Origin of the sequence: Pseudomonas sp. RIT623, from assembly GCF_004519305.1 — a bacterium.
Classification (GTDB): Bacteria; Pseudomonadota; Gammaproteobacteria; order Pseudomonadales; family Pseudomonadaceae; genus Aquipseudomonas.
The window spans coordinates 89,746-107,338 of the sequence record NZ_SOZA01000008.1; the positions used below are offsets into that span (position 1 = coordinate 89,746).

Here is a 17,593-nt window from a genome sequence, read left to right on the forward strand (position 1 = left end):
GCCATTTAACGGCGCGGCCAATGGCCGGCCTTGTGATTGTCGTCAGAGCATTCGATTGAAACGGGGTCGCTATACCAATGCCTCAGGGACGGGGCTGCGGAAGAAGCTGGTGCGGCATGCGAGGTAGACCAGCCCCAGGCCGAGCCAGCAACTGCCCATGATCAGCGCGTCTTTATCCAGGCTGATCAGCATCCACCCGGCGGTGACCAGGCCGATGAGCGGGAACAGCACGCCGCGCAGCAGGCCGGCACCGTCCTTGACCCGGGCATCGAGGGTGAGCCGCAATGCGCACAGGTTGACGGCGGTGAAGGCGACAAACGCGCCGAAGTTGACCAGCGACGTCGCGGTGGCAATCGTCAAGGCAAAACCGGCCGTGCCGAAAACGCCGCAGAGCAGGATGTTGAAGGCCGGGGTCTTGAAGCGCGGATGCAGGACACCGAACACCTTGCGCGGCAGCTGGTTGTCCCGGCCAAGGGCGTAGAGCAGCCGCCCCACGCTGGCCTGGAACGACATGCCCGCGGCGAAGTGGGCGATGATGATCCCCGCCAGCACCACGGCGAAGAACAGGTCACCGCCGATCATCCGGGCGATCTCGAAGGCGGCCCCGTCCACCTGCTCGAAGCTGGGGGAGGGATGGGCCAGGTACATGAAGTACGAGGAACCGACGTAGACCGAGCCGCCGATCAACGCGACCAGCAGGATGGCGCGTGGCAGCGTCCGGCCCGGATCGCGGGTTTCCTCGCTCAGCGTGGACAGCGCGTCGAAGCCCAGGAACGAGTAGGCGGCAATGGCAGCGCCGGCCATGCTGGTGGCGAAGGGCACGTCCTGGTTGAAGAACGGCTTGGCCGAAAGCAACCCGCCAGGGCCGTTGGCTGCCACGATGTAGTGCACGCACAGGCCAAGGAACACGACGATGATCGCCAGTTGCGCCACCATCAGCAGCACGTTGAAGCGGTTGGCGACCTGGATGCCGAGGACATTGAGCAGTGACGTGCAGACGATGAAGCCGCTGATCCACACCCACTGCGGGACCTCTGCAAAGGCCATGTTGAGGTAGCTGGCGCCGAGCAGCCAGATCAGCATCGGGATGAAGAAGTAATCCAGCAGGGCGGCCCAGCCCACCATGAACCCGAGATTGGCGTTGAGCATCTTGCGGGTATAGGTGTAGGCCGAGCCGGCTACCGGGAATACCCTGACCAGCCGCCCGTAGCTCAATGCCGTGAACACCACGCCGGTCGCCGCGATCAGGTAGGCCATCGCCGTGGTGTTGCCGCTGGCCTGGGTGATCACGCCGTAGGTGCCGAAGACGATCAGCGGGGCAAGGAACGCCAGGCCGAACAGCAGCACCGAGAACGGCCCCAGGGTGCGCCTCAACGAGGCGCTGGAGGTTGAGTGACTCATGACGCAGCCCTCCTACGCGACGAAGTGGTAAGCGGTGGTGATGATGTCGTGATAGGCCTCGACGGACATCGCCTTGGCATTGCTGGCGTCGGAGAAGTTCAGCTTGGATTTTTCGGCAATGGCCTGGAAGTCCTCCTTGCGCACGCCCTTGACCTCGGCGAAGGAGGGGATGCCCAGGTCCTTGCTCATCTGGAACAGGTGGCCCACGGCGGCCTCGGCGGCGGCGGCCGGTGCCAGCGTCGGGTCGATCCCCAGGGCGTAGGCCACCTGGGCGTGGCGCAGGATGTCGGCATCGCGGTTGTGGCCAAAGACGAAGGGCAGGAAGATCGCGTTGCCAACGCCGTGCGGGGTGTCGTACATGCCGCCAATTGACTCGGAGATGCAGTGCACGCTGCCGACGTCAGCGTTGCCGAATGCCATGCCGGCGATCAGGCTCGCCACCAACATTTGCTCGCGCGCCTCTTGATTGTCTGGCTCCAGTACGACCGCCTTGAGGTGCTGGCTGATCAGGCGGATGGCATGTAGTGCCAGGCCATCGCTGATCGGGTTTGAAACGCGGCAGGTGTACGCCTCGATGGCGTGGGTCAGGGCATCCATGCCGGTGGCGGCGGCAATCGACGCGGGCAGGGTGTCGAGGATACGGGAGTCAAGCAGCGCCAATACGGGGCCGACGCGGTAATCATGGACGCTCATCTTGAAATGACGGGCAGTGTCGGTGATCACCGAGAAGCAGGTCACTTCGCTGCCGGTGCCCGCGGTCGTCGGGATGGCGACGATCGGCGGTATGGCGTGCTTGAGGGTGAACGACCCTTCGTAGTCCTCGATCCGACCCTCGTGGGTGAGCAGCAGGCTGATGGCCTTGGCCGCGTCCATCGCGCTGCCGCCGCCCACCGCCAGCAGGCCGTCGATGCCTTTGCCACGATACTGCTGCGCGGTGCGGTTGATGTCTTCGCTGCGCGGGTTGGCCTTGATGTCCGCGACTTCCTCGTAGGCGATACCTGCCTTGTCCAGGCTGGCAAAGACGCTGTCCAGCAGGCCGGCGGCCTTGACCCCGGCATCGGTCACGATCAGCACCCGTGCCAGGCCGAGGCCCTGAAGATGTTCACCGGTGCGCTCGCGCAGGCCAGGTTCCATCACGATCTTGCTGGGGAGTAAGAACTTGAATTCCATACGTACCTCTTGCTCAATTGTTGTCATTGTCGAAAGGGCAGTGGAGGAGCACCCGCGCCTGGTCGCGGTCGACCGCTCAGGCGTGTGATGTGTGGCCTGGCGCTCTGGCGCAAGCCGGTATGTTGTTGTTTTGGGTGGTGTTGCAAGGTGCCGCTAAGGATCTCCAGTGGAATAAAAAGAGGGGCGGCCAAGCTGCACGCCCCTAAAGAAAGTGTTGTTAACGCATGTGCCCCGTCAGCAGGGACAGCAGCGTGGTGGACAGGCAAGCCGGAAAGTCATGCCCCATCCCGGGCAGCAACACCAGGCTGGAGCCACGGATCGCCGCCGCCGTGGCGTAGCCGCCGCTGGTGGCGACCATGAGGTCTTTTTCCCCATGGATGACCAGGGTGCGGCAACGAATCCGCTGCAGCTCCTCGGTGCGGTCGGCGGAGTTGATGATCGCGCCGATCTGCCTGGCAGTACCGAGGTTGCTGGCCTCGCCACCGCCTCGCTGCCAAGCCAGCTGGGCATACTCACGCAAGGCAGGCTCGTTCCACTCGAGGGTCGAGCCGATCAGGCGCATGATGTCCACGTAGTCGCGAACGCTTTCCTGCTCGCTGCGCGGCGGGCGGCGCAGCAACTGCAGAAGGGCCTTGAGCGCAGGTTGGCCGACGCGCAGTGAGCCTGTGGTGGAAAAGATCGACGTGAGGGTCCTGACCCGTTGCGGGTAACGCGCGGCGAGGGTCTGGGCGATCATGCCGCCCATAGACATCCCCACGACATGCGCTGCCTCCAGTTGCAAGTCGTCCATCAAGCCGATGACGTCGTTGGCCATGTCGCCCAGGTCATAGCCTGCGGTGCGCTTGCGCAGGAACTGCTGCAGGGTGGTGGGGGGCGCCACGTCGGTGAAGAACGACCTGCCCGAGTCACGGTTGTCCAGCGTGATGACCCGCAACCCTTGCGCGACCAGCCCGGCGATGAGCGCTTGCGGCCAGTAGGTCAGCTGCAGCCCGAGGCCGACGATGAGCAGGACCGCCGGGGCACCCTCGACACCATGGCTGCGATAGCAGAGCTTGCCCTTGCCCGGTAGCTCGCAGAAGCGATCACGGCTCATCGGCGGCTACCTGGCTGTTGCAGTTCGACGCCGGCATGCACCGGCACGTTCGGCACGCTGCTGAAGCTGAGGCACTTTTCCGCCACTGTGCCGCGGCGCAGCAGTTTGATATCGCGGAAGTAGTCCATCGACATCACCCAGGGTTCACACGGCCCCTGGCGCGGCATGCTGTCGAGCGCGCGCTGCACATAGCCGGCACCAAAGTCCAGCAGAGGACGGGTTTCGATGCCGGCCGGCGCCTTCGGTTCGCAGACGTTGTAGCCTTCGCGCGCCATGAAACCGAGCAGGCGGCAGAAGTGGTCGCACAGCAGGCAGACCTTCAAGGTCCAGGACGAGTTGGTATAGCCCACCGCGAAGGCGAAGTTGGGCACGCCGGAGAGCATCATGCCTTTGTAGGACAGGGTCTCGCTAAGCACCACCGGCTTGCCGTCCTTGTGCAGGGTGATGCCACCGAACATTTGTACGTTGAGCCCGGTGGCCGTGACGATGATGTCGGCCTCCAGCGTCCTACCTGATTTGAGCAATACGCCGGACTCGGTGAAGCGCTCGATATGGTCGGTGACGATGTCGGCCTTGCCGGCACTGATGGCTTTGAACAGGTCGCCCTCGGGCACCGAACACAGACGCTGGTCCCAAGGGTTGTAGGGTGGGTTGAAGTGCACGTCGACCGGGTAGTCTTTCGGCAACTCCTTGCGGGTCAGCCACAGCAGCAGTTTTTTCGAAAGCTTGGGGAAACGCTGGCAGAAGCCCCAGAACGCCAGGGTGATCTTGGCGTTCTTGTAGCGCGTCAGGGAGTAGGCGGTTTGCGCCGGCAGCACCTTGCGCAGGAACGCGGCAACCCCGTCATTGGCCGGCTGATTGATGATGTAGGAAGGCGTGCGCTGCAGCATGGTGATGCTGGCGACCTTGTCCGCCATGGCCGGAATCAGCGTCACCGCGGTCGCGCCACTGCCGATGACGACCACCCGCTTGCCCGCATAGTCGAGGTTCTCCGGCCAGTGTTGCGGGTGAACGATCTGTCCTTTGAACTGCTCGCTACCCTCAAAGCGGGGGGTAAAGCCCTGGTCATAGCGATAGTAGCCACCCGCGCTGAACAGCCAGCGGCATTCGAGCGTACGCACCTGAGCCGCCTGGCCTTCCTCGATGCGCACTGCCCACAGGCCCCTGTCGCTTTGCCAGTTGGCCGAGACGACTTTCTGCTGGTACTGGATGAACGGCTCTAGCTGGTACTCGTCTATGGCTTCGCGCAGGTACTCGAGAATATCCGCGGCATCGGCCAGGGATTTCGCCTTGGTCCAGGGCTTGAAGTCGAAACCGAAGGTGTAGAGGTCCGAGTCGGAGCGGATGCCGGGGTAGCGGAACAAATCCCAGGTGCCGCCCATGCGTTCGCGGGACTCGAGAATCGCGAAGGTCTTGTCGGGTTGATGACGTCGCAGGTAGGCCGCCGCGCCGATGCCAGACACACCGGCTCCCATGATCAAAATGTCGAGCGGCTCAACCGCAAGAGCAGTGTGCGAGGACATGTCGCCTCCTATTGTAGTGTTATAGAGACTGATCTTTTGACTTGATCATTTGACCAGAATAAGGTGGCCGATTGTGCGGAGCAAGGTGCAAAATGCACCGGTTCGTCATCGTTTTGAGATGATTTGCACCTTCACGATTCGCCGGTCAGCACACCGGTTGACGGACAAGCTCAGGGCGGCGGGGAGGAGTGGGCGAGGTGCGTCCACCTGGGAGATGCGGATTGCCGTGCGGCGGCGCAGCCCGGCAATCCAAAAGGCGTCTCAGTAACTGGCCACCAGCAGCTTGACCGCCTGGCAGGCGGTCTCGGTTTCGCTTTCGAGGCGCGCACGGTCGCCGTGGGCGGACCAGGCCAGCATCAGGCCGTCGAACAGGTTGATCAGCAAGCGGCTGACGGTGGCCACCGCGGCTTGGTCCAGCGCCGAACCGGTAACCTTGGCGATGGCCTGCTGGGCCGCGTCGATGGACACGGCGTAGATCTTTGTCGCCATTTCGGGGTTGTTGCGCAGGTTCCAGCAAAACAGTTCGAACTGCGTGGTGGCCATTTCCGGGTGGGCGGTGAACCAGTTGACCAGCTGGCGCAACATTTCGCCCACCGATTCAGCTGCCGTGGCACCCGCCGGCACGTGCTGCAGCGATTGCTGCGGCAGGTTGATCAAGGATTCGTAGACGGCATAGAACAACTCGTCCTTGGTGTGGAAGACATAGTGCAACGAAGCCAACGGAGAGTCTGCCGCCGCTGCGATACGCCGCGTCGTGGCGTTGGCCACCCCATGTTCCGCGATCACCTTCACGGTGGCCTCGATGAAATCCTGCCTGCGCTCTTCTGCGCCAATTCGAGCCATAGAGCGTTCTCCCTTTTCGATGTTGTCGCCGGCCTTTTGGTCCGGCGTCGACGGTGACGAATGCTATCGCAAGGTGGTGCCTCGATCCATGCGTCGAAGCACGCCTGCGCAAAGGAACATGAAACAGCATGAAAAATAGTTAAATCAAACGACTTGATCAAATGACCATGTTCGGTGATGATGATTTTCACACCCAGGCACCACCGCACTGCGCAAGTACCGCAGGGAAGGGGATGGCCTGGTCGGCACTGGCGGGTTGAGCCACGTTGCCCAGCTTTGCTGGATCAGAACAATGACAAAACCAGACAGGTACAAAGCAGATGGATACACGAACGCTCTCGACGCTCGGCAGCGATGCATCGGTCGAGCAAGTGGTGGAGATCATTCGGCGTGACGGTGGGGTCATCATTTCCGACCTGGTCTCGCCGGCCACGCTGAACGCCCTGCGCAACGAACTGGACAGCTACCTGAATGTCACCCCTTGCGGCGTCGATCCCTATTTCGCGGGCACCCAGACCCGGCGTGTCGCGCGGATCATCGGGCGTAGCGACACGGCTGTCGAAGTAGCGATGAACCCGCTGTTCCTCGGCGTGGCCAGGCAGATCCTGCAAACTCCCACCCACGTCTGGGTAGGCAGTGACCGTATCGAGATGGCCCCCGATATCCAGCTGAGCATCACCCAGGCCATTCAGATCGGCCCGGGTCAAGGCCTGCAGCCCCTGCACCGTGACGATGCCACTTCGTTGTGGCGCCACCCCCAGTTCGGGCGTGAGGCGCGGCTACAAATGATGCTGGCGATTTCCGATTTCACCGAAGAGAACGGTGCGACCCGTGTCATACCCGGTAGCCATCTGTGGGATGACGAGCGCATGCCGACCCAGGAAGAAACCGTCGCCGCGCAAATGCCGGCAGGTTCCGCATTGCTGTGGATGGGCTCGGTGTACCACGGTGGTGGCGCCAATACCTCCGCAGCCCCGCGCACCGGCCTGACCATGGCTTATGACCTGGCCTTCCTGCGTCTGGAAGAGAACCACTTCCTGTCCATTCCCATCGAGCGCGTTCGCCAGCTCCCGGCAGAAATGCAACGTCTGTTGGGCTGGAGCGCCAGCTCCACATTGCTCGGCTGGGTGGAAATCGATGGCCAGATGCGCGACCCGCAAGAGCTCCTGAACATGCCGGCATTCTCCGAGCCTGGAAAAGGGTTCTGACAGTTGCGAACAGTTCTGGGCCGCTTCGTATGGACGCAATGGCCGGTATGCTGGGAGTCATGTAGATGAATGCAGTGAATAAAGCAGCCCCTGGTGACGCTGCACCGTTGAAGTTTCGCAGCCTGGGTGGATGGGTGGAGCGACCCGCCGATCTGCAGCCGTCGCTCGAAGGGCACGTGAAGGCTGATGTCATCGTGGTCGGCGCCGGATTTGCCGGGCTGTCGACCGCGCTGGAACTGAGGGCGCTGGGCGCGCAGGTGATCCTGCTGGAGCAGGAGTTCGCCGGCTTCGGCGCCAGTGGCCGCAATGCCGGTTACCTGCTGGGCAGCATGGGTATCGAGTACGACATGTTCGTCAAGCGTTTGGGGATCGAGCAGGCGACGCAGTTCGTCAGGTTCTACGACGAGGCCGTGCCCTATGTGGAAGGCCGAATGAAGGCGTTGGGCATCGACTGTGACTACAACCCCTCCGGTGTGCTGCGCGCAGGTGTTCATGCCAGCCAGGAAAAACGCTTGCGGGAAAACATGGCACTGGGGCAAAAGCTGGGGGCCGTGACCCGGTTCGTGGACGGCGCCGAGATGCGCGCTCGGGGAATCCCGCCGGCCTTTCTATTCGCGGCCGAGCAGTGTGGCGGCACACTGAACCCAGGGAAGTACGTCGCCGGCCTGCGCCGCGCGGCCATCGAGGCCGGCGTGAAACTCTACGAGCGCACACCATTGCTCTCCTTCAGCGAAGGGCCGGTCATTACCTGCAAGACTGCCCACGGCAGCGCGACCGCGCCAGTGATGGTACTGGCCACCAATGCCTATACCCCGCAGCTGGGGGTGTTGCGCAACAAGGTCGCGGCGATTCGGGTGTCGGCGATCGAAACGCAACCGCTCTCACCGCAGCAGCTCGCTGCCGTGGGCTGGCACGGGCGTGAAGGCATCATCACGCCGCACTACACCATGGAGAGCCATCGCCTGACAGCACACGGCACCATGGTGCTGACCGTCAAGAAGCTGGGTTATGCCTATGGTTCGAAGACCCCCAACATCCCAGACCAGGGCGCTTACGCGGCATTGGCGCAGGTACTGCGCGAACGCCATCCGGCCTTGCACGGCCTGGGCATTCAGCATTGTTGGAGTGGCTATGTCAGCGGCGCCTATGACTTCCTGCCGATGATCGGTGCCATGGGCGAAAAGCAGAATATTCTCTACTCCACCGGCTGTTCGGGCCACGGGCTGGGCACCCAGTCATATGTCGGGTCGCTGTTTGCCGCGCAAATTAACGGCAAGACACCAGAGCTGTTGACGGCCATGCAGCACAAGACGCCGTCCATGCTGCCTGAGCCCTTGCAGTGGTGCGCCATCCATTCCGCGTTCGCGGCGGCCAAGTTACTGGATGACTGGACCGATAGAAAAGTGCGTAAACACACTGCCAGCAAAGGCTGACTGCAGTTGATGTCGTTGTCCTGTGCAACGGACTGCGGGACAACGCCGCGACCCTACTGAAGAGGCTATTATCGTGGAACTAATAGATATGTTCGCGCTGGTCGCATGCGTGCTGCTGGTGATATGTGGTTTAGGTTATGGCGCGGCATTCATCAGGCAAAAAAACTATCTGCTCGGTGTCGAGTTTCTGATCGTGGGCATATCGGCAACGAACTTCACGACGTTCATCGCCACCGGTTGGCAGACTAACTACAATATTGCCATTTTTCTCGATGCGTTTTCCCGTGGTGTCGGCGTTCCGATTATTGCGACCCTCGGGTTGATGGCCGTGACGCATAATTACAAGCCGACACCGGCGAAAGATTTCATATTGTTCTTGCTGTCTTTCGTTGCCGCAGCTATTTACTTTCTCTCGTCCGCATTCAAGCCATGGCTCCCTTATTTCTATGTGCTGATGTGGTCGATCGCCACGGTGTACCTGCTCTACTTCACGTGGCGACTGGCGCGTGCGAGCGAGATTCTGCACGCGTTGGCAACATTCCTGGGGGCGGCAGCGGGCTTGACGATTGCACTAAGGTATGACTTTTTCCCGATCCCGGGGGATGACACGAAGATGATATTCATGAGTTGTGCCTTCGTGACCTGGTCCTATTCGATGGCGCAGTTGTTCTATGCCTATGGTGCGCTTCAACGCTCCCGAAAAGTTTGTGCACAGGCCATGCTTCACTCGCATTGACGCAACAGTATCTACGCGCTTCATCATTTTTCAGAATGTCACATCTGCTATTTACTCCATGGCGGGCCGATGGCCTGCTTTTTTACCGCCCCTCGGGGCGGTTTTTTTATGGGATTCTTATTCGCGAGAGTAATGAGCCTGAATAAGCTTGACCTATAAAGCGGCTCGACAGCCTCAGCTTCTTCAGAGGGCGAAATACTTATACAGCGCACCAAGAATAAGCATCTTTTGGTAACACATGTTTCCTTACTTCCCACTAATGAACAGGCGCTTGCCACCTATAAAGCAATAAACAATTCCAACTAGCTGATTTATCTGATGTAAACCGCCTGTCAGGCGTTTTGGCATATGGTTTGCGTGTTGATCACATGACATGGTCAATTGATCATGTCGGGTGACCGAGATGCGTCAGGCACCGATTTCCCCACCCGGAAGATCGAACAGCCGGTCAAAGCCATTTGTTTGAGGATCCCCCCATGAAAGAAGTCACTGCACGGCTGGAAGGTGAACTGTTCGCCCGGCGTATTTTCAGGCAGCTGCTGGTTACCCTGGCGGCGTCGACCGCGATCTGCTCGGTGCAGGCCGCGCCCCAGGGGGCCGAGGCGCTGGGCTCCAAGCTGACGCCGCTGGGCGGTGAGGTCGCTGCCAGTTCAAGCGGGGATATTCCGGCCTGGAGCGCCCCGGGGCCGCAAGGGACAGGCTGGAACTACGGCCAGGTACGCGGGGAACATTGGAAGTTCAAGGGCGACAAGCCCCTGTACAGCATCGATGCGAGCAATTTGGCGCAACACGCGAGCAAGCTCGCTCCCGCCCAGCTCGAACTGTTCAAGAAGATTCCAGGCTACCGCATGGATGTCTACCCGACCCGTCGCACCTGCGATGTGCCGACCTTCGTGGCTGAGAACACGCGCAAGAACGTGGGCTTCGCCAAGCTCGACGCCACCGGGGTCGCCCTCGAGGAAGCCCATTTGCCGGGCGCTCCGTTCCCGATGCCGAGCAACGGCGCCGAGGTGATGTGGAACATGAAGATGCGTTACCGCGGCGTGGGCGTCGAAATCCCGAAAAGCATTTCGGGCATCTCGCCACGCAAGGGCGGGGAGTGGCTGCGCCAGTCCACCGACACCTTCTTCTTCACCCCCTGGGGCAAGAAAGGCGACAACCTGTTCTCCTCCGTCGGCCGCCTGGAAAACGCCACCTTCTTCAATTACCTGGAGCCTGCCGCCCTGGCTGGCCAGTCCGCGGTGCAGACGGCCGTGGCCGGCGAGCAGGCCACGACCTTCTACTACTTCCCCGGCCAACGTCGCGTGCGGCGCATGCCGTCGTACTCCTACGACGCGCCGCAGATCGGCCTGGACAACCAGTACACCGTGGATGAGGCGAATGTCTTCTTCGGCACCATGGATCGCTTTGACTGGAAGCTGGTCGGCAAGCAGGAACTGCTGGTGCCGTACAACGCCTTCGGTGCCTATGACACGGCCGCCAAGGTGGAGGCGTTCGCCGGCAACGATTCGATTGCGCCGCAGGCGCGCCGCTACGAGCTGCATCGGGTCTGGGTGGTTGAAGCCAATGTCCGCCAGGGCATGCGCCACCAGGCGCCAAAACGCATGTTCTACATCGACGAGGACAGCTGGAACCCGCTGCTGGCCGTCGATTACGACAAGCAAGGGCAGATCTGGAAGGTCCGTGAAGGTTTCTCGATCCCCGTTTACGAAACCGGTACCTGCGATGTGCAGGCCCAGGTCCAGTACAACCTGGTCGAAGGCCGCTACCTGTTCGACATGACCTCGGTCGGCGCCGGCAAGAACGATATCCGCTGGCTCACCGAGGACGGCAGCAGCCCACGCCTGAAACGCGATTTCTTCACCTCCGATAACCTGCGAGCCATCAGCGAACGCTAAAGAACGACGTCAGATCGAGAGCCAGCATGAAAAAAATAATTAGCAAAGCATCAGGCCTTGTCATCGTGTGCACCACCCCACTGGCAATGGGGTTCACCTTCGAAACCGAAACCCTCAATGGTTCGTTCGACTCCACCATCACCGCCGGCATGGGTGTACGTACGGAATCGCGCGGCTGCAACCTGATCAACCAGGGGGCCACCGGGCACAATGTGCCGTCCGGCTGCCTGGCGCAGAGCTCGGGCGTGGCGGATCAGGGCGACCTGAACTACGACCGCGGCGACATGTTCACCAACTACCTCAAGGGTACCCACGAGCTGTTGCTGAAGATGCCCGAGGACGTCACCTTCATGGCGCGCGGTACCTGGATCCGCGACTTCGCGGCCACCGATACCACCGGCACGCGCTCATTCAACACCCCTGACAGCATCGGCAGCAGCGGCCTTGGCAAAGATGCCCGCGACGATCTCGCCTTCAAGGCGCGCCTGCTCGACCTGTGGGTGAGCAAAGGCTTCGACGTGGGCGGGCAGCGAGTCCGGGCGCGTCTGGGTAACCAGGTGATCAACTGGGGCGAGAGTCTGTTCGTGGCCGGGGGTATCAACAATACCAACGCCTACGACTATCAAGCCCTGGCCCGTCCGGGGGTACAGCTCAAGGAGGCCGTGCTGCCGGCGCCGATGCTCAGTGTCGCCTCCGGCCTGGGCTCGGGGGTCAACGTCGAGGCTTATTATCAATTTCGCTGGAACAAGAGCGAGCTGCCGCCGGTAGGCAGCTACTGGTCCACCACCAACGCGCTCGGCGAGGGCAGGGGCGAGTACGGGTTTTCCGAGAACAAAGCCCGGGACAGCGGCCAGTGGGGCCTTTCGCTGCGCTGGCAGCCGGAGGACAGCGACGTCAACTATGGCTTCTACGTGATGCGCTACCACGACAAGACGCCGTCGTTGCGCGTGGATATTCTCGACCCTGACACCTTTGCCGCCGCACCGTCCTGGCGCTACCAGGAAGATCGGATGATGTATGGCGTCAGCGCCAACATGCCGATCGGCGACTGGGCCGTCGGTACCGAGCTGTCCTACCGGCCAAAGGATTCGGTGATGCTCAACCCGGTCGTCGACCTGTGTTCGAGCAATGGCGGCAAATGCTGGAAGGACGAGAAGAAGTTCCAGTGGCACCTGACCGGCCTGTACAGCTTCACGCCGTCCAACTCGCCGACGCTGCTGGACTTCACTGGCGCCAGCACCGGCACCTTGCTCAGCGAACTGGTGGTCATCAAATACCCGGGGCTGCATGACCAGGTCAACGGCGAGCCGCTCGCCGCCGGCCTCAATGCCTGGCAGCTGGACCCTGCGACCGCGCCGAAGTCGCGTGGCGACAAGACCTCGTCGGGCATCAACCTGGACTTCAGCATGACCTACGACGGCACCTTGCTGCCGGGCTGGCAGGTCACCCCGGGGGTGTTCTACGCACGCTCGCTGAGCGGGCGCACGCCGAACCTCACGGCCACCTTCACCAAGGACGCGAGCAGCATGAACTTCTACCTGAACTTCGTGCGCAACCCGGCCAGTTGGCAGGTATCCCTGAACTACGCCAAGTTCATGGGCGGCGATACCTCTTACGATCAGCTGTATCGTGACCGCGACTATGTCGGCATCGCGATCTCCCGTACCTTGTGAGGCCTCCTGTGAACGGTTCTGTAAAACTGATAGAGGTCCAGGCGCGTGGCGTGTTGCCACGCGTCGAGCGGGTCTTGTTCGGACATCGTCGGCTGGTGCTGGCGGGCCTGGCCGTGTTCACCCTGGTCATGGCCTGGTTCGCGGTGCAGTTGCGCATGGACGCCGGCTTCGAAAAGCAGTTGCCAGTCGGCCATGAATACATCCAGACCTTCGAGACGTATCGCAATGACCTGATGGGCGCCAACCGCCTGACCATCGTGGTCAAGGCGCGCAAGGGCGATATCTGGAGCGCTCCTGGGCTGAAGCGGCTGTATGACGTGACCCAGGCGATCAGCTTCCTGCCCGGTATCTCGCGCAGCAGCGTGCGCTCGTTGTGGACGCCCAATGCCTTCGTCAACGAGATTACCGAAGAAGGCTTTCGCGCCGATCCGCTGGTGCCGGGCACGGTTTCGCCCGAGCACCTGAACGACCAGGTCATCGCCTCGATCGCCAACTCCACCGCGCAAGGGGGCTTCATCGGCACCCTGGTGTCGCGTGACCAGAGCAGCGCGATGATCACCGCGGAGCTCAACGAGTACGAGGCCGACGGGACGCACCTGGACTATGTCGCGTTCAATCACCGCTTGGAAAAAGAGATTCGCCAGCAGTTCGAAGATGGCGATTTCGAAGTGCAGATCATCGGCTTCGCCAAGCAGATCGGCGACATCGCCGACGGCGCTTCGGCGGTGCTGGAGTTCTGCTTGCTGGCGCTGCTGCTGACCGCGGCGGCGGTGTACTGGTATTGCCATTCGCTGCGCTTCACCCTGCTGGCGCTGGTCTGTTCGCTGGCCTCGCTGGTCTGGCAATTCGGCAGCTTGCGTCTGCTCGGCTACGGGCTCGACCCGCTGGCGGTGCTGGTGCCGTTCCTGGTGTTCGCCATCGGGGTTTCCCATGGCGTGCAGCAGATCAACTTCATCGTTCGCGAGATCGCCCTCGGCAAGAGCGCCGAAGCTGCGGCACGCTCGAGCTTCACCGGCTTGCTGATCCCCGGCACGCTGGCGCTGGTGACCGCCCTGGTGTCTTTCGTGACGTTGCTGCTGATCCCGATCCCGATGGTGCGGGAACTGGCGATCACCGCATCGCTCGGGGTGGCCTACAAGATCATCACCAACCTGCTGATGCTGCCCTTGCTGGCGTCCATGCTGCGGGTCGACGACAGGTACGCGGCGGCCCAGGAGGTTTCCCGGCAGCGCCGCAGCCGTTGGCTGCGTGGCCTGGCGCGGCTGGCCGAGTGGCGCAACGCGCAGTGGGTACTGGGCGTGGCGCTGGTGATCTTTCTGCTGGCGATCTGGCAAAGCCATGACCGTGTCGTCGGTTCGTTGCAGGCCGGGGCCCCGGAGTTGCGCCAGGATTCACGCTTCAACCGCGACGCGGTGTCCATCGCCAACAACTATGACATTGGCCTGGACTGGCTCAGCGTGGTGTTCGAAGCCAGGCCGGGGGAGGCTGGCGAAGGCGTGCCGGCGGCGTGCGAGGATGTCGCGGCGGGTCAGTACCAGGACCGTTTCGTCTGGGCCATGCAGGGCGTGCCCGGGGTGCTGTCGGTGGCGTCGTTCTCCAGCAACCTGCGCCAGTTCAACGAGGGCTACAACGAAGGCAACCCGAAGATGGCCGTGGTGCCCATCGACCCGATGAACTACGCGGCGCTGGCCACCGAGGTGGCGCGCACGCCCGGCCTGGTGCGCACCGACTGCAGCATGTCCGCCGTGCACCTGTACCTGGCCGACCACAAGGCCACGACGATCAACCGGGTGGTGGCGGCGGTCAAGGCGTTTCGTGGCGAGTATCCGCAACCGGGGCTGTCGATCCGCCTCGCCTCGGGTAACGCAGGTGTCCTGGCGGCCATCAACGAGGAGGTGGAGAAGAGCGAGACGCCCATGCTGCTGTATGTCTATGCCGCGATCGCGTTGCTGGTGTTCGCGGTCTACCGCGACCTGCGCGCGGTGCTGGTGTGCTGCCTGCCGTTGACCATCGGTACGTTCATTGGCTACTGGTTCATGAAAGAGCTGCAGATCGGCCTGACCATTGCCACCTTGCCGGTGATGGTGCTGGCGGTAGGTATCGGGGTGGATTACGCCTTCTACATCTACAACCGCCTGCAACTGCACCTGGCCCATGGCCAGTCGATCACCAAGGCGGTCGAGCACGCGTTGCTCGAAGTAGGCGTGGCCACCATCTTCACCGCGATCACCCTGGCGGTGGGCGTCGCCACCTGGGCCTTCTCCGACCTGAAGTTCCAGGCGGACATGGGCAAGCTGCTGGCCTTCATGTTCATCGTCAACATGGTCATGGCCATGACCGTACTGCCGGCGTTCGCGGTCTGGCTGGAGCGGGTATTCCCGCGCAAGCGCCCCGTGCGCATGATCGGCGCGCTGCTGCACTGAGGAGATAAACATGCGATTCAGGGGTTCATTGATCGCGGCGGTGCTCGCTGTGACACTGCCGTTGCTGTCTGCCCGGGCCGAGCCCTTGCAGGCAGTGCCCGCCGCGCAGGCGAGCAACGCCACCCAGGCGACCATGCTGGATGCCGTGTGGGCCGGCGAGCGGGTGGTCGCGGTGGGTGATCACGGCGTGGTGTTGTTGTCCGACGATCAGGGCAAGGCTTTTCGCCAGGCGCGTTCGGTGCCGGTATCCACTCAGCTGACAGGGGTGTCCTTCGTGGACGCCCAGCGTGGCTGGGCGGTTGGCCATTGGGGCGCGATCCTGGCCACCACCGACGGTGGCGAGTCGTGGCAGATCCAGCGCTTGTCCAGCGACGAAGATCAGCCGCTGTTCGCCGTGCATTTCTTCAACGCCCAACAGGGCGTCGCCGTGGGTCTGTGGTCGTTGCTGCTGACCACCGAGGATGGTGGCAAGACCTGGACCGAGCAAGCGTTGCCGCCGCCACCAGGCGCCAAGAAGGCCGACCTAAACCTGATGGGGCTGTTTGCCGACAGCCACGGCACGCTGTACGCCACCGCCGAGCATGGGCAGCTGTTGCACTCCGAGGACCATGGCAAAAGCTGGGGTTACCTGGATACCGGCTATACGGGCACCTTGTGGTCCGGGGCCGTGCTGGATGACGGCAGCCTGTTACTCGGCGGCCAGCGAGGCACGTTGCTGCAGGGTGCCAAGGAAGGGAAGGGCTGGCGCAGGTTGCCTACCCACGGTAAAGGCTCCGTCACCGCCATGGCGGTAGAGGGTTCCCGGGTGCTGGTGGTCGGGCTGGATGGGCTGATGATGCTGAGCGACGATGGCGGGCGCCATTTCCAGGAAAAACAGTCAGCTGATGGCTTGTCGCTGACGGCGGTGCTGCTCGATGCCCACGGTTCGCCTGTGTTGTTCTCGCGCCGTGGCGTCGTGCCGTACCAGGAGTGAGGCGTTACCGGACGAACTGGCCATGGCTCGGGTCGCAAAACGACCCAGGCCGAACGCCAAGCATCACCCTTTGAGAGGAGGGCCGAACGCGGTCAACGCAGAGGGCAGGGCATTACGGACCAAGCAGGGCATACCCGGGGGCAGGTGGCCTGCCCCCCGGATCAATGCCACGGGTTACAGCTGCAGATGGTCCGCCAGGTCAGCGTAGTTGTGCTGCCACAGGCCTGGGCTGCCTGCGGGATACTGCGAACGGAAGCCGATGATCTTCTGCACCCGGGGAGAAAGCGTTCTTACCACGTCCATCGGCACGATCAATGGGTAAGCTTCTTCCGGCGTGAGGATCGACGCCTGCAGTGGAATCGTCAGGCCCCGGCGGAACTCACCGGCGGTCACGTTGGCGCCGCCACCATGGACGACCTTGCCGCCGAACAGCACGGCATCGCCTGCGTTCAACACGGCAGGGATGGTCATTTCCGGGGTGCCGACGTCTGCGTAGTCATCCCAGTCCTGGCTCCCGGGGATGAGGCGCGTAGCGCCGTTTTCTTCGGTGAAATCAGTCAGGGCCAACATCAGGTTGGCGATGGCCCGCGGCGCATGCTTGTTCATGGCAACGTAGGGATGGTATTGGGCCATGTCGCGGTGCAGCATCTGTGCCTTGTTGCCCGGGCCGATTTCAATCAGTTGCGCGGTGGTCAGCCACCAGTCGCCAGCATCGGACTGGTAGAGCACGCGCCCTAATTCATGAAACAGATCATCATCGAGGATTTCCTCGCGAAAGGTCTTGCTGTGGGTCACCAGGTTGGTCAGCCGCTTGGTCTGCCGGCCATGGAACTCGACGATCAACTCGTGTTCGTGCCTGGAGCCTGCGTCCAGGGCGGCGAGGGGGGCGTCGACCTCTTGGTTGATCCGCCGTACCTGTTCAGGCGTCATGAAGTTGCGGATGATGACCGCGCCGACCTGATCGCTGAGCTGCACGATCTCCTCGGGTGAGCTCGCGCGAGTTACGCTGGGCAGCTGGGGTGGGTTTATTTCGGGGGCTGACATGCTGACACTCCGATTCAAAGGCATCGTTGTCGCGCTGGCCGATTGGCACGGCGCACAGCCTGAACAAGGCACGGGGAGTGGCAAATGCCTTGCGTGTGTTTTTGTTCAGGCAGTGGCTTCATGCTATGTTTCCACTGGCCTGCGGCCAAGGTACAAAAAGCACCAATTCCTTGCG

At 62.2% G+C, this 17,593-nt stretch carries 13 protein-coding genes; 7 read left to right on the plus strand and 6 right to left on the minus strand.

Annotated features, from left to right (window positions below; all coding sequences use genetic code 11):
• Positions 1–69 precede the first annotated feature (69 nt).
• From E3U47_RS08200 to E3U47_RS08220, 5 genes are all read right to left on the minus strand, one after another.
• The gene (locus E3U47_RS08200) at positions 70–1,401 is read right to left on the minus strand and encodes an APC family permease (protein ID WP_134690634.1); all 1,332 of its coding nucleotides are present in this window, start codon (positions 1,399–1,401) and stop codon (positions 70–72) included.
• Positions 1,402–1,413: 12 nt separating this feature from the next.
• The gene (locus E3U47_RS08205) at positions 1,414–2,571 is read right to left on the minus strand and encodes an iron-containing alcohol dehydrogenase (protein WP_134690636.1); all 1,158 of its coding nucleotides are present in this window, start codon (positions 2,569–2,571) and stop codon (positions 1,414–1,416) included.
• 217 nt (positions 2,572–2,788) lie between these two features.
• Positions 2,789–3,664 carry an alpha/beta fold hydrolase gene (locus E3U47_RS08210; RefSeq protein WP_134690638.1) on the minus strand — a complete coding sequence of 292 codons (876 nt, stop codon included), beginning with the start codon at positions 3,662–3,664 and terminating at the stop codon, positions 2,789–2,791.
• Positions 3,661–5,187 (minus strand): NAD(P)/FAD-dependent oxidoreductase, encoded by a 1,527-nt coding sequence (locus E3U47_RS08215; protein ID WP_134690640.1) that lies wholly within the window; start codon positions 5,185–5,187, stop codon positions 3,661–3,663. Before E3U47_RS08215 ends, E3U47_RS08210 begins: the two co-directional genes overlap by 4 nt.
• A 261-nt stretch (positions 5,188–5,448) precedes the next feature.
• Positions 5,449–6,030, minus strand: coding sequence for a TetR/AcrR family transcriptional regulator (locus E3U47_RS08220; protein WP_102682332.1), 582 nt, complete (start codon positions 6,028–6,030; stop codon positions 5,449–5,451).
• 320 nt (positions 6,031–6,350) lie between these two features.
• Between E3U47_RS08220 and E3U47_RS08225 the strand changes: the two genes are divergently transcribed.
• From E3U47_RS08225 to E3U47_RS08255, 7 genes are all read left to right on the plus strand, one after another.
• Complete coding sequence (locus E3U47_RS08225; RefSeq protein ID WP_134690642.1) at positions 6,351–7,238, plus strand: phytanoyl-CoA dioxygenase family protein; 888 nt, start codon at positions 6,351–6,353, stop codon at positions 7,236–7,238.
• Positions 7,239–7,303: 65 nt separating this feature from the next.
• Entirely contained in the window at positions 7,304–8,671 is a 1,368-nt protein-coding gene (locus E3U47_RS08230) for an FAD-binding oxidoreductase (RefSeq protein WP_134690644.1), read from the plus strand.
• Between the two features lie 88 nt (positions 8,672–8,759).
• Complete coding sequence (locus E3U47_RS08235; RefSeq protein ID WP_134690646.1) at positions 8,760–9,407, plus strand: hypothetical protein; 648 nt, start codon at positions 8,760–8,762, stop codon at positions 9,405–9,407.
• A 476-nt stretch (positions 9,408–9,883) separates the two neighbouring features.
• Entirely contained in the window at positions 9,884–11,305 is a 1,422-nt protein-coding gene (locus tag E3U47_RS08240; RefSeq protein ID WP_134690648.1) for a DUF1329 domain-containing protein, read from the plus strand.
• Between the two features lie 26 nt (positions 11,306–11,331).
• Positions 11,332–12,978 carry a DUF1302 domain-containing protein gene (locus tag E3U47_RS08245; RefSeq protein WP_372239493.1) on the plus strand — a complete coding sequence of 549 codons (1,647 nt, stop codon included), beginning with the start codon at positions 11,332–11,334 and terminating at the stop codon, positions 12,976–12,978.
• An 8-nt stretch (positions 12,979–12,986) separates the two neighbouring features.
• The gene (locus E3U47_RS08250) at positions 12,987–15,401 is read left to right on the plus strand and encodes an RND family transporter (protein ID WP_134690650.1); all 2,415 of its coding nucleotides are present in this window, start codon (positions 12,987–12,989) and stop codon (positions 15,399–15,401) included.
• 10 nt (positions 15,402–15,411) lie between these two features.
• On the plus strand, positions 15,412–16,374 hold the full coding sequence (locus E3U47_RS08255) for a YCF48-related protein (protein ID WP_134690652.1): 963 nt from the start codon (positions 15,412–15,414) through the stop codon (positions 16,372–16,374).
• 174 nt (positions 16,375–16,548) lie between these two features.
• On the opposite strand, the gene E3U47_RS08260 is transcribed toward E3U47_RS08255, so the two are convergent.
• The gene (locus tag E3U47_RS08260; RefSeq protein WP_134690654.1) at positions 16,549–17,418 is read right to left on the minus strand and encodes a phytanoyl-CoA dioxygenase family protein; all 870 of its coding nucleotides are present in this window, start codon (positions 17,416–17,418) and stop codon (positions 16,549–16,551) included.
• Positions 17,419–17,593: the final 175 nt, after the last annotated feature.